The 12676-nt window shown below is 64.8% G+C and carries 13 protein-coding genes, 1 tRNA gene, 1 pseudogene and 1 riboswitch; of the genes and pseudogenes, 7 read left to right on the forward strand and 8 right to left on the reverse strand.

Features of this window, described 5'->3' with window-relative positions; translation table 11 throughout:
- Positions 1-288: transposase (locus AC07ZH_RS09690; protein WP_495199552.1), on the forward strand; the 288-nt coding region annotated here is incomplete at its 5' end.
- Between the two features lie 3 nt (positions 289-291).
- Here AC07ZH_RS09690 and AC07ZH_RS09695 read toward each other — a convergent pair.
- Positions 292-855, reverse strand: coding sequence for a MarR family winged helix-turn-helix transcriptional regulator (locus AC07ZH_RS09695; protein WP_495199553.1), 564 nt, complete (start codon positions 853-855; stop codon positions 292-294).
- 151 nt (positions 856-1006) lie between these two features.
- Here AC07ZH_RS09695 and AC07ZH_RS09700 point away from each other — a divergent pair.
- The 3 genes and pseudogenes from AC07ZH_RS09700 to AC07ZH_RS09710 form a co-directional block, all read left to right on the forward strand.
- Positions 1007-1396: pseudogene (locus AC07ZH_RS09700) on the forward strand (IS630 family transposase); the annotation flags it as partial.
- Between the two features lie 190 nt (positions 1397-1586).
- Positions 1587-2357: a hypothetical protein gene (locus tag AC07ZH_RS09705; protein WP_495199554.1), complete on the forward strand. Its 771-nt coding sequence runs from the start codon at positions 1587-1589 to the stop codon at positions 2355-2357.
- Between the two features lie 135 nt (positions 2358-2492).
- Positions 2493-2942 carry a hypothetical protein gene (locus tag AC07ZH_RS09710; protein ID WP_495199555.1) on the forward strand — a complete coding sequence of 150 codons (450 nt, stop codon included), beginning with the start codon at positions 2493-2495 and terminating at the stop codon, positions 2940-2942.
- 250 nt (positions 2943-3192) lie between these two features.
- Here AC07ZH_RS09710 and AC07ZH_RS09715 read toward each other — a convergent pair.
- From AC07ZH_RS09715 to panB, 7 genes are all read right to left on the reverse strand, one after another.
- Positions 3193-3280, reverse strand: a tRNA-Ser gene (locus AC07ZH_RS09715).
- A 36-nt stretch (positions 3281-3316) separates the two neighbouring features.
- Positions 3317-4000 carry a DUF3334 family protein gene (locus tag AC07ZH_RS09720; protein WP_119108289.1) on the reverse strand — a complete coding sequence of 228 codons (684 nt, stop codon included), beginning with the start codon at positions 3998-4000 and terminating at the stop codon, positions 3317-3319.
- Entirely contained in the window at positions 3997-4734 is a 738-nt protein-coding gene (gene ribB / locus AC07ZH_RS09725; protein WP_495199556.1) for a 3,4-dihydroxy-2-butanone-4-phosphate synthase, read from the reverse strand. The genes AC07ZH_RS09720 and ribB overlap by 4 nt, the downstream gene beginning before the upstream one ends.
- A gap of 103 nt (positions 4735-4837) precedes the next feature.
- Positions 4838-5025: riboswitch (FMN riboswitch) on the reverse strand.
- Between the two features lie 191 nt (positions 5026-5216).
- Positions 5217-5840, reverse strand: coding sequence for a pseudouridine synthase (locus AC07ZH_RS09730; protein WP_495199557.1), 624 nt, complete (start codon positions 5838-5840; stop codon positions 5217-5219).
- Between the two features lie 17 nt (positions 5841-5857).
- Positions 5858-6466, reverse strand: coding sequence for a hypothetical protein (locus tag AC07ZH_RS09735; RefSeq protein WP_495199558.1), 609 nt, complete (start codon positions 6464-6466; stop codon positions 5858-5860).
- A 180-nt stretch (positions 6467-6646) separates the two neighbouring features.
- Positions 6647-7495, reverse strand: coding sequence for a pantoate--beta-alanine ligase (gene panC / locus AC07ZH_RS09740; protein WP_495199559.1), 849 nt, complete (start codon positions 7493-7495; stop codon positions 6647-6649).
- A gap of 40 nt (positions 7496-7535) precedes the next feature.
- On the reverse strand, positions 7536-8429 hold the full coding sequence (panB, locus tag AC07ZH_RS09745; protein ID WP_495199560.1) for a 3-methyl-2-oxobutanoate hydroxymethyltransferase: 894 nt from the start codon (positions 8427-8429) through the stop codon (positions 7536-7538).
- A 106-nt stretch (positions 8430-8535) separates the two neighbouring features.
- Between panB and nadC the strand changes: the two genes are divergently transcribed.
- From nadC to AC07ZH_RS09760, 3 genes are all read left to right on the forward strand, one after another.
- Positions 8536-9411: a carboxylating nicotinate-nucleotide diphosphorylase gene (gene nadC, locus AC07ZH_RS09750; RefSeq protein ID WP_495199561.1), complete on the forward strand. Its 876-nt coding sequence runs from the start codon at positions 8536-8538 to the stop codon at positions 9409-9411.
- A 160-nt stretch (positions 9412-9571) separates the two neighbouring features.
- Entirely contained in the window at positions 9572-10699 is a 1128-nt protein-coding gene (gene nadA, locus AC07ZH_RS09755; RefSeq protein ID WP_495199562.1) for a quinolinate synthase NadA, read from the forward strand.
- Between the two features lie 71 nt (positions 10700-10770).
- A complete protein-coding gene (locus tag AC07ZH_RS09760) occupies positions 10771-12552 on the forward strand; it encodes a chorismate-binding protein (protein WP_495199563.1) in 1782 nt (593 codons plus the stop codon).
- Positions 12553-12676 lie beyond the last annotated feature (124 nt).

The following is a 12676-nucleotide window of genomic DNA, read 5'->3' on the forward strand; positions in this document are numbered from 1 at the left end:
GCCGATGCAGGATATCGTGGCAAAGGTGCCATGGTCGTGATCCTGGCCCATGGCTACATTGCGCATGTGGTCAGCCGCAAGAGCGAAGCGGCCCAGAAAAAGCGAGACCCCAATAAGAAGGCACGCCGCTGGGTGGTCGAGGCCTGCCATGGCTGGTTCAACCGATTCAGGAAATTATTGGTGCGCTACGAAAAGCTCGAACACACGTTCCTGGCGCTCAACCACCTCGCTGCAGCCATCATCGCCCTGCGCAAGATCGAGCTGCCAGTTAATATTATTTACGGATAAATCCTAAAGCCCGGAGCGTCCATCAAGACGTTGGAGCGATAGAGCTGCGTTTTGCCGCGCGCTTCGGGTGCCGTTGCTAACCTGATCACTGAGGTCCGGGTCCATCATAATCGCGCTGAGAGCGTGCAGGACCTGCCTCAGGTTCTGGTGTAGCGCGTTTCGCTGGGTCAATGTCAGCTTGGTCATCACGCCGGATTCAAGTCGCGAGACATGGTGGTGAGCTTGGTCGAGCAGAGCTTGGCCGGCAGCGGTCAGGCTCAGGCGGACGATGCGGCCATGCGTGGCGTCAGGCTGGCGTTCGACCCAACCCTTCTTCTCCATCAGTTTGACCATTTCATTGGCCGATTGCGGCGAAATCATCGAGCGCTCGGCGAGCTGTGCATTGCTGATTTGCGTCTGCGACTCGAGAAAGGACAGCGCCGTGTATTGGCTGACCGTCAGATTAAGCGGGGTCAGGGCATCGCGGATGCGGCGGTTCAGTGCATGGTCGAGTCGGCCGATAAGGTAGCAGATGCCGCTCGGGCGGTTCTTTTCCAAGCTAGGCGAGCCGTCGTTGAGTGCATCCATGGTGGTTCCAAGTAGATTTTCCGCCAGTTAATGATAGCAGGATGCCTGAGATAAGTTGTAATTTTAGCTCAGACTTGCTTCCCCATCTGCAGCCATCAGAAGGGGCCATCTAAAAGCCCTGCCTCCTGTCGTTGCACGCATGCGTGACGTGCGCAGTAAGGCGCGCTGGATGATCATTGACGAGACCTTCAACAGTGACAAGCTCATCGAGTTCCTGCAGGCGCTGATCAAGGACGCGGGCAAGAAGGTGTTTCTGATTCTGGACAACCTGCGGGTTCACCACAGCAAGCCCGTCAAGGCTTGGCTGGCCGAGCGAACAAACCAGATTGAGGTGTTCTACCTACCCAGCTACAGCCCGGAGCTCAACCCAGAGGAGCGGCTCAACGCCGACCTCAAGCAGGCCATGGGCAAGCGTGTACCGGTGAGGACCGAGGCCAAGCTGCGCGATGCAGCCAACGAGCACATGGCCATGTTGGAGAAGTCACCCGAGCGCGTGATGAGCTACTTCCAAGATCCCAGGGTCAAATATGCCGCCGGTTGAGACTTCATGGGGCGGAGCAATAGTGAAGCAGCTTGATTGCTCGACTAGCGTTCCGATGGCGGACCGGTTCTACGTGGCCGCTGCGGTGCATTGCTCCGATTTGACTTCGCCGATTTCCATGAGATCTTGGTATTGCCAACCCGACCAGATGGTCTGACCGGGTGGCATCCAGACTCACATGAAAACCATCATGACGATCAAACCTACTGCAACTTCTCTTTCCTCCAACGCGGGCACGCAAGGCCCCGCACCTTCTGTATCGTCCGTCCTGCGCAGCAGCCCCGTGGCTCCCCTGCAAGAGCCCGAGTTCATCTGCTGGGAGGACTCGGGCCTGGCCGGTTCCCAGGCTGCCCTGGCCTGCGCACTCGGCGGCCTGCATGCCCAGGTGGCCGATTCCATCCTTCCGGCATTGCTCAATTCCGAACTCTCTGCCCAGCTGCGCCAGCTGGACCAGACCATCCTGGAGCGCCGCCTTGAGCGCGAGCAGTTGGCGCTGTCCACCGTAGGGTTTCGCATCCAGGCGGTGCTGGAGGTCGCGCGTGGCGTTCGGGCGCTGTTTGCACAGGCACCCGGCACCCATATTCTGGCTGAGCCACTTCCCGCGCAGCTGGTGCAGGACCTGGAGCTGGCCGGGATCCACTGGGAGGGACGTGTTTCGCTTGCCACCTGGGCGGCCCATGTGGAGGCTGCGCTCAGGCGCTTGCAGCGCGAGCGCCATGCGCTCCAGCTCCTCCTGCGGGAAGTGCAGGAAGAGATGGAGCTGGTGGCGGTGCAGACGGAGGTAGGAGCTGTGCTTGCCAGCGGCGCCCGGCATCTGCTCACGCACCTGCAGGCGAGCGACTCTTCTGCACCGGGCAAATGCCGCACCCTGCAGCGTCTGGAGGCCCATGTGTACCAGCCGCTCGCCAAGGACTGGTACTGGCTGCTCGACCCGCAGGGTGAGTGCGACGGCGAGGATTGAGCGATCGCTGCCCGGAGCCAGAGATGGCCTGTCTCTACGGGGCATGGGGCAGGTCTGCCGATTCAGGGGCACACAAGCAGCGCCCTGTCCCTGTGCGCTGGCCCCAGCCCCTCAACCAATCAAGGAAGGACCGTAATGACGATCAAACCCAACGACGCAATCGACGGCGAAGACAAAGCCGAAGGTCCAAACAACGACAAACGCCCAGGTGCTGCGCGTACCGGGCGCCTGCACAGGGCGATGGCCCGACTGAGCGGCCTGTTCGCCTTGATTCAGTTGATCGGGATCGGCTTGCTGGCCATGCTGGCGATCTCGCTGGTGCTGAGCCCGATGTGGTGGCTGACCCATGAGCGTGGTGGAAGCGTGCAAAAGGAGACGGCTGCCGGGCAGGTGCTGCGGGTCAAGCTCAAGGGGGGCCTATTCACCCGGGCATTGGTGGAAACCGATGTGGGGTTCTATTCGCTGCAGGAGGGGGCCAGTCTGCGCAAGGGGGAGCTGGTGACGCTGCGCGAGAGGGTGGATGGCTCGCGCTCTCTGTGCGATTCTGAGGGGCGGTGCACGGGGTTGCTGGGGCCGTCACGTTGAACGTGAGACTGTGCAACTGCAGAGCGGCGAAATGGCCCCGAAGGACTAGGCATACGCCTTGAGCCCGTGGCGCTGCAGGCACTTGGATGGCAGGATTTGCGCTGCAGTCAGCCCGCTGAGCCTTCAGAAATCTGTGTCAAATGATTTCAAGAGGTCCCGCCAAATACCAGAGAAATGCGGGGGACGGCATGGGGGTCAAAAAGTAGACAAAGAAAAAAGCCTAAGTAAATCAATCACTTAGGCTTAATATTGGCGGAGACTGTGAGATTCGAACTCACGGACGGTTGCCCGTCGGCAGTTTTCAAGACTGCTGGTTTAAACCACTCACCCAAGTCTCCCATGGCAGGCCCGCATTCTAGCGGGCCGCGGCGCGTTTACATGCCGAGCGAGCGCAGCAGCTCATCGGTGTCGCTGTCGGGCGGCGGCGGTGGGGCGAGCTCGCGCGGCGCGTTGGCTTCGGCCATGACTTCATCGGGATTGGCCCGTGCCTGGGGTTCGAAGTCGTAGAGTTTGATGAACTCGGTGCGGTCGATGGCGAGCTCCAGGTAAAAGATGTTGTTGTTGCCCGTGTAGAAGGTCACGCGGCGCGCCTCGGGTTGGTCGAGGTTGGCGTCCACGCTCAGCATGACCTGTTTGTTGAGCACCAGCATCTTGGGCTGGTTTTGTGTGATGTGGGTTTGCAGCTCGCGCCGCACCTTGCTGGTGAAGTCGCCGGCCACCTGGTTCATCAGCTCGCCCATGACGTTGCTCACTTCGTCGGCCGTATAGGAGCGTGCCAGCTCGTCCTTGGACATGCCCATGCTCAGGAGGTAGCTGGAATACAGCTCCATCGCCGCCTGTGCCGAGAAGTTGATGACCATCAGGCCTGAGAAACCGCCATCAAACAGCACGAAGCAGCCAATGTCGGGTCGCAGGCAGGTTTTGGTGATGCGCTGCACCATGGCCGAGTACTGAATCTGGCTCTGGGTTGCCACGGTGAGCACACGGGTGACCGAATTGCACAGGCTGGTCAGCACATGCTCGGTGCTGTAAACGACGCGATCGTTGGAAGAGCTCATGGGATTTCTCGAAAAGTGGTGCCTTGAGAGCGAAACCGGATGGTAGGGCATTGCGGGGTGGAGTGGGACTGGGCAAATGCGACCAGTGCTTGTACCGTAGTGCACAGCAGACCATGTGTGTGGGCGAATTGGGCGACCTGCGCGCCACGCGCCATGCTGCCATCGGGGTTCATGAGTTCGCACAGTACGCCTGCGGGTTGCAGGCCTGCCCAGCGGACCAGGTCTACGGCAGCCTCCGTGTGGCCGGTGCGCTCAAGCACGCCACCGGGGCGCGCCACCAGCGGAAACACATGGCCGGGGCTGACGATTTCTGGGGCAGTGCCCGGTGTTGGCAGGCGCAGTGCGCAGCGAATGGTTTGGACCCGGTCCGCGGCCGACACGCCGGTGCTCACGCCGTGCGCCGCTTCGATGGATTGGGTGAAGGCCGTGGAGAACGCCGAACGGTTGACCTCGACCATGGGCCGAAGACCGAGCTGCTGGGCATGCCCAGCCGGCAAGCACAGGCAGACGATGCCACTGCCTTCACGGATCATCAAGGCCATGGTGGCTTCGGTGATCCGCTCTGCAGCGCAGATCAGGTCGGCTTCGTTTTCGCGGTTGGCGTCGTCCAGCACCAGAACGGGCTGTCCTGCCCGGATGGCGCCGATGACGTCGGCGACCGGTGCCAGCGATGGCTCTGCGGCAAGCGTGGTGTGGTCTGCGCCGGCCAATGGCGATGGGGTAAGTTGAATCATGAAACGCTCCTGAAAGTGACAGAAAACGCTTCAAGGCATGCAAGAAGCACCCGCGTGCAGACCAGGCCGCGCGCGGGTACGTCGCCAGGCACCTAGGTGCTTGGCGGATCTTCTTTCATCCGGACTATGACCGTCGGCCTCGGACTGGACGGGGCATTGCCCCGTCGCACCGAGTCTGCTGACCCCTGGCCGCTTGGAGGCGGCCAGGGCGCTCGCGGGCTCGCGGCCACCAGGTTGCCCTGTGTGCCGCCTACCGCCGGTGGGGAATTGCACCCCGCCCTGAAGACGCTGGCACTATAGCGCACACCCCTACCGCCACCCTTGCCATTGCCATGAGCCACTGAAGCTGCCGTGCAGGGGGAAAGCAGTCGGGCGGGTTGACGGGGAATTTTTGGTCAAATAGGGCTCTGGCGCTTATATAGCAAGCGTATCAAGCTATATTTTTAATAGTTTTTTCTGTGGACCACGGCAGAAACCCGGTATCAAACTCGGGGCAGATCGCCGTCGCGCCAACTGCCTGGCGGCAGGTTGTCCAGGCACCAGGGCCCGATCTGTACCCGCACCAGGCGCAGCGTAGGCAAGCCCACCGCGGCGGTCATGCGACGCACCTGGCGGTTGCGGCCTTCGCGCAGGGTGAGGGCGATCCAGTGCGTCGGGATCTGCGCCCGCACGCGGATCGGTGGGTCGCGTGGCCACAGCGCGGGCTCGGGCAGTAGCGTTGCCTCGGCAGGGCGGGTCAGTCCGTCGTTCAGCAGCACGCCGGCGCGCAACTGGGCCAAGGCCTTTTCGCTGGGCGCTCCTTCTACCTGCGCCCAATAGGTCTTGGGCAGTTTGTGGCGCGGGTCGGCAATGCGCGCTTGCAGGGCGCCGTCGTTGGTCAGCAGAAGCAGGCCTTCGCTGTCGCGGTCCAGCCGGCCTGCGGGGTAGACGTTGGGGACATCCACGAAGTCGCTCAGGGTCTGGTGCGTGCCATCTCCACTGAACTGGCTCAGCACGCCAAAAGGCTTGTTGAGCAGGATCAGGCGCGGCGCGGCAGGCGCTGGCCGGGCGCTGCGCCGCACCTGGGGCTGCACGCGGTGTGGGCGCGAGGGCGGCGAAGTCGCCATGCCTGTGGGCAGCCGTTTTAGCTGCCGGTCAGCGCCCGGTAGGCGCTGCGTGTTTCGGCAGACACCGAAGCCACCAGTTGGGCGTGGGGCGTGTGGTGCCGCGCCACCATGCGCGCCGACGCCACCGCGCGCGACTTGCAGAACCAGTGGCAACTGTGTTGCATGAGAAACAGTTCGGCAGAGATCAAAAAGGCACGGTCGCGTGGCGAGCGCGCTGCATCGGTGCGCAGGGCACGTGCGATGCCATTGGCGTGCACGGCCAGGAGCTTGCGCATATCAAAGCTGGCGCGCGGCAGCAGGGTGCTGGCCCAGGGCATCGAGAACGGCAGGGTGCTGGCACGCGCCTGGGCGGCGGGCACGGCGGCAAATTCACGCGCCAGCTGGGCGAACTGGGTGGCGAGCTGCGCTTCGCTGCCCTCCAGCACGGCAAATATCTGCGCCTGGCGCGTGGGGTCGCGCTCGCCCAGCGCGCGCAAATAGCCCTGCGTCAGCGTTTCCATCAGCTTTTCGATTTGCAGCGGGCCGAGGTGGTGGGCGAGCAGGGCAATGCGCTGGCGCTGCTGGTGGCCATTGGCCATCAGCAGGCCGCCGCTGCCCAGCAGCAGAAAAAGAAACATGGGGTCCATGAAGGTGTGTCGGGCTTAGGGCGATTCTGAATCAGTCACTGCAATGGCGCGCGCCGTGCATCGGGATGGGATGCAAGGCGCAAACTGCAGTCATAGCTGTAGCTATGGCGAGGATTGGCAACGCCGCAGACCGCCCGAGGGACGGATGCGCGGCGCGTGAGGGACTTGTTCAGCATTGCCTTAGATTTCAAGGTTGTCGATGAGGCGCGTGGCGCCCAGCCGGGCGGCGCCCAGTACCACCAGCGCATCGCCCGGCTGCGGCACCAGCAGGTCGCTGCGGCGGCGCACGCTGAGGTAGTCCGTTTGCCAGCCGCGGGCATTGAGCTGCGCACGCGCCGCTTGCTCCAGCGCCTCGCGCTGTGCGGGCAGGGCATCGCCGGCCGCCTTTGCTGCTTCGCCCAGGCTGCGCAGCGCCTTGGACAATTCAACGGCTTCCGTGCGCTCCAGTGCGCTCAGGTAGCCGTTGCGGGAACTCAGCGCCAGACCGTCTGGTGCGCGCTCGGTGGGGTTCGCGACGATGTCGATGGGCAGCGCAAATTGCTGCACCATGCGCCGCACCACCATCAGTTGCTGGTAGTCCTTCTGGCCGAACACGGCGGCGCCGCCCGCCTTGCCGGCAAACACGGCGGAAAACAGCTTCATCACCACCGTGCACACGCCGGTGAAGAAACCAGGGCGAAATTCCCCTTCCAGCAGGTTGGCGAGCTGCGGATCGGGCTGCACCGTGAAGGTTTGCGGCTCGGGGTACAGATCGTGCTCGCGCGGGGCGAACAGCACCTGGCAGCCGGCTGCGGCCAGGCGCTCGCAGTCGGCGTCCCAGGTGCGCGGGTAGCTATCGAAATCTTCGTGCGGCAAAAATTGCAGGCGGTTCACAAAAATGCTCGCCACCGGCACCTCGCCCAGTTGCACGGCGCGGCGCACCAGGGCAATGTGGCCGTCGTGCAGGTTGCCCATGGTGGGTACAAAGGCGGGGCGACCGAGGGGGCCGAGCACGGCGCGCAGGTCGGAAATGCTGTGGACGATGTGCATGGGAAGAATCGGCAAAGGGGGCGGTGTAGGGCCAGGCGTTTTACCAGGCGTGAAGCGCGTCGTTGGGAAAGGTCTGGGCCTTGACGGCGGCCACGTACGCCTCCATGGCGCCGCGCATGCTGCCGGCGTCCTGCATGAAGTTGTGCACGAAACGCGCCATCTTTCCCAGGTTCATGCCCAGCATGTCGTGCAGCACCAGCACCTGGCCGGCAGTGCCCTTGCCGGCGCCGATGCCGATGGTGGCGCACTGGGTCAGTTCGCTCGTCAGCTCGGCCGATAGTTGCGCCGGCACCATCTCCAGCACCAGCATGGCGGCGCCGGCATCCTGCAGTTCGCGCGCGTGGCGGCGCAGGGCCTGGGCGGCCTGGTCGGTCTTGCCCTGTACGCGGTAGCCGCCCAGGGCGTGCACGGTCTGGGGCGTGAGGCCCAGGTGGGCGCAGACGGGCACGCCGCGTTCCACCAGGAATTGCACCGTGGGGGCCGTCCAGCCGCCGCCCTCCAGCTTGACCATGTGCGCGCCGGCGCGCATCAGGGCGCAGGCGCTGTGCAAGGCTTGTTCGCGGCTTTCGGCGTAGCTGCCGAAGGGCAGGTCGGCAATCAGCCAGGCCGTGCCCTGCACCCGGTGCAGGCCGCGCGCCACGCTCTCCGTGTGGTAGACCATGGTCTCCAGCGTCACGCCCACGGTGCTGGGCAGGCCCTGGCAGACCATGCCCAGCGAGTCGCCCACCAGCAGGCATTCGACGCCTGCGGCATCGGCCACCGCGGCAAAGGTGGCGTCGTAGGCGGTCAGCATGGTGATCTTCTCGCCGGCCTCGCGCATCTGCTGCAGGCGCGGCAGGCTGACCGGGCGGCGCTGGGGCAGGGGCGATGCGGGAGGCAGGGTGCCGTAGGGCGTGCCTGCGGGCTGGACAGGCGGGGCAAGCGGTTCGGTCATGGCTGGCGGCGCTGAAAGGATGGACCCGGGAGTGTAGTCGTGCGCTTTGTGCAGCTATTGGCTGGCAGCCGGATGCAGCGCGCAGCCGGCGCTATGCTTGGCACCCATGAACTCTCCTTTGGACACCCTTGAAGCCCCGCTGCGCGCGCAGGTGCTGCTGGACGTGGCCCGTGCGCTGCAGGAAGACCTGGGCGCCGGCGACCTGACTGCGGGCCTGGTGCCTGCCCACCGGCGCGTGCGCGCCCGCATCCTGGTGCGCGAGGCGGCTGTGCTGTGCGGCGCCCCCTGGGCCGAGGCCGCGCTGCGCACGCTCGACCCGGCCGTGGAACTCACCTGGCATGTGGCCGAGGGCGGGCGCTGCGCTGCGGACCAGGTGGTGCTGACGATGCAGGGCGACGCCCGCGCCTTGCTCAGCGCCGAGCGCACGGCGCTCAACTTTCTGCAGATGCTCTCGGCCGTGGCCACCAAGACACGCAGCTACGTGGACGCAGTGGCCGGCACCAAGGCCCACATCGTGGACACGCGCAAAACCTTGCCCGGCCTGCGCATTGCGCAGAAATACGCGGTGCGGATCGGCGGCGGCACCAACCACCGCATCGGCCTGCACGATGCGGTGTTGATCAAGGAAAACCACATTGCCGCTGCCGGTGGCGTTGCCGCCGTGCTGCGCGCTGCCGCCGAGGTGGCCGCGCGTGCCGAATTCATCGAAATCGAGGTCGAAACCCTGGAGCAGCTGCGCGAAGCGCTGGACGCCGGCGCGCGCATGGTGCTGCTCGACAACATGGATCTCGCCACGCTGCATGAGGCGGTACGCATGAATGCCGCACACCCGGGCGGAGGCGCCATTCTGGAAATTTCGGGCGGCGTCACGCTCGATGGCTTGCGTGCGCTTGCAGAAACCGGGGTCGACCGCATCTCCACCGGAGCGCTGACCAAGGACGTCAAAGCCACGGATTTTTCGATGCGCATAGAAGTATGGTGAACAACCCCCTGCGTCGCCTTCGGTGCCTTCCCCCTTCTCTCGCTGCGCGGGAAGGGGGACGACGCCAGTGCGGCGGGGCGGCCCTTGCACGGCGTCCGCTGGCCTTGGCTCTGCAACTTCGACGTTTGGCGGGCGCAGCGACGCACTCTGGAGCACTGAAATGAATCCTGTTATTGCCATTAAAGAGGTCGAGTACGAGCAGCCCCGCGAGGGCACGGACGGCGCGGTCTGCTCCACCAAACACGCCTGGGCGCGCGTGCCCGCCGAGCTGACGCCGGACGAGCGCGCAGCGACCAAGGACAAAATCCGCCGCCTGCTCAAGGAAAAGAACGCGGTCATGGTGTCGCACTACTACGTGCACCCCGACCTACAGGATCTGGCCGAGGAGACCGGCGGCATCGTCAGCGACTCGCTGGAGATGGCGCGTTTTGGCCGCGACCACGCCGCGCAGACGCTGGTCGTCTCGGGCGTTCGCTTCATGGGGGAGACGGCGAAAATCCTCTCGCCTGAGAAAACCGTGCTCATGCCCGATCTGGACGCCACCTGCTCGCTTGATCTGGGCTGCCCCATCGAAGCCTTCAGCCCGTTTTGTGACCAGCACCCGGACCGCACGGTCGTGGTCTATGCCAACACCAGCGCGGCGGTGAAGGCACGGGCCGACTGGCTGGTCACGTCGAGTTGCGCGCTCGACATCGTGCGCGCCCTGAAAGATGCCGGGCAGAAAATCCTCTGGGCGCCCGACCGCCACCTGGGCGCCTATATCCAGCGTGAAACGGGCGCCGACATGGTGATGTGGAACGGCGCCTGTATCGTGCACGACGAGTTCAAGGCCTTCGAGCTCGAAGCGCTGAAAAAAGACCACCCCGGCGCCAAGGTGCTGGTGCACCCTGAATCGCCACCGGACGTGATTGCCCTGGCGGACGCCGTGGGCTCTACCTCGGGCATTTTGAAAGCTGCGCAGGAGATGGACGCCACCGAGTTCATCGTCGCCACCGACAACGGCATGATGCACAAGCTGCGCACGCTCAACCCCGGCAAGGTGTTTTACGAAGCACCCACCGCTGGCAACAGCGCCACCTGCAAGAGCTGCGCCCACTGCCCCTGGATGGCGATGAACGGCCTGGCAGGCGTGGCCCAGGTGCTGGAGACGGGCAGCAACACCATCCATGTCGATCCGGCCATTATTCCGCGTGCGCGCCTGCCGATCGATCGCATGCTGGCCTTTACCGCCGCGCTCAAGAAGGGCCAGCCAGTGGCGGGGCTGGTGCCCAACATCGGGGCAGCCTGAGTGCCCCTGGCTTTGTTTTACTATTTTTTTGATAGCTGACAGCGCAGATCAATAAAGCGCTGGAGGTCAATTTGGTACTTAAAACTCTGCTTGACTTCGCCAACCCCCGTGACGCCAGTGCCCCGCGCCTGCGCCACGCGTTCGGGGCGCCACGGGATCTGCTCATAGCGCGGCGGGCAGAGGAGGTGCGCGGCGTGCTTGACGCGGTGCAGGTTGCTGCCGAAGCTGGCGCCTGGTGCGTCGGAGGCGTGCGCTACGAGGCGGCGCCAGCCTTAGACGCCGCGCTCAAGACCCACCCTGCCGACGGCCCACTGGCCTGGTTTGCCGTGCACGATGCGCCGCTGCCTTGGCCGGGCGCGTCGGCGATCGCAGATGCGCCCACGCTGGATTGGCAGGCGCCGCCAGATCGTGCGCGCTTCGATGAAGCATTGGCTTCCATTGGGAATGCCATAGCTGCCGGCGACTGCTACCAAGTGAACTACACCGCCATGCTTCGGGCCACGCTGCACGGCGGCGGCGTGCAGGCGGTTTCAGCCTTGTTCGCCGCGCTGCAATGTGCGCAGCCCGGCGGCTACGCGGCCTGCATGGACATGGGAGGCGAGCAGGTGCTGTCCGTGTCGCCTGAATTGTTCTTTGACTGGGAGAGCGGCGGTAGCGCTGAAGTGGGCCATATCCTCACCCGCCCCATGAAAGGCACGGCGCCGCGCGGCGCCACGCCGGAGCAGGACGCCGCGCAAGCCGCTCGGTTGCGCGCGTCGCCCAAGGAGCGCGCGGAAAACGTCATGGTCGTGGACCTGCTGCGCAACGATCTTTCGCGTATTGCCGAGCCGCACAGCGTGCAGGTGCCCAGGCTGTTCCACACCGAGGCGCTGCCAGCGGTGTGGCAGATGACCTCCGATGTCCAGGCACGCACGCGCACCGGTACCCGCCTGTCCGATGTGTTTGCTGCGCTGTTCCCTTGTGGCTCGGTAACGGGAGCGCCCAAGGCGGCAGCGATGGCCGCCATCCAGGCACTGGAATCCGGCCCGCGCGGCCTCTATTGCGGGGCCCTGGGTGTCGTGCGCCCTGGTGCGCAGGGCGGCGTGCATGCCACTTTCAATGTGCCCATCCGCACGCCGGTGCTCTCAGGCGGCGAGCTGCGCTTTGGCGTGGGCAGCGGCATTACGGCTGGGTCGCAGCCGGATGCCGAATGGCAGGAGTGGCTTTACAAAGCCGCATTCCTGGAGCGTGCCAGCGCCCCGTTCGAGCTGCTCGAAACGCTGTTGCTGGAGGAGGGCAGTTTTCACCAGGCAGACCGCCATCTGGCCCGGATGGGCGAGGCGGCGGCGCATTTCGGCTTCCCCTGGAACGCCCACGCGGTGCGCCAGGATCTGCAAATTGTGGCCTTGCAGCATCTCTACGGCGCCTGGCGCGTACGGCTGCTGCTCGGCGCCGATGGCGTGGCGTGCACCGAGGCGTTTGCGCTGCGGGAAACGCACCAACCGGTGCGCCTGCAACTGGCCAGCCGGCCCCTGGCCGAGGCGCATGGTGAATTTGTCCGCTACAAGACCACCCGGCGTGCACACTACGAGGCGTTTGCGCCGCAGGATGCCGGCGTGTTCGACACCGTGCTCTACAACGCGGCAGGCGAAATCACCGAATGCACGCGCGGCAATGTCGCCATGCTGCTCGGCGGTCGGTGGGTCACGCCGCCGCTCGCGTGCGGTCTGCTGCCCGGTGTGGGCCGCGCCCTGGCACTGGAAGCAGGCCGGGTACAGGAAGCGACGGTGCGTCTGGAAGAGGTTCCCCGCATTCAGGCCTGGGCGTTCCTCAACCACCTGCGCGGCTGGTTGGAGGCAAGCCTGCTGACCTGAGGTTGTGGGCATGTTCCAAATTCGTATGCATTCCCTTGCCGTCTGCAAGCGGATTTTGCGCATTCCCCAAGTGCCCTGAGTGCGCTATAAGCGCAGTAGCAGCATTGCCTTTCTGGGATAGCGG

Source organism: Simplicispira sp. GW247-4R2A (assembly GCF_059424465.1).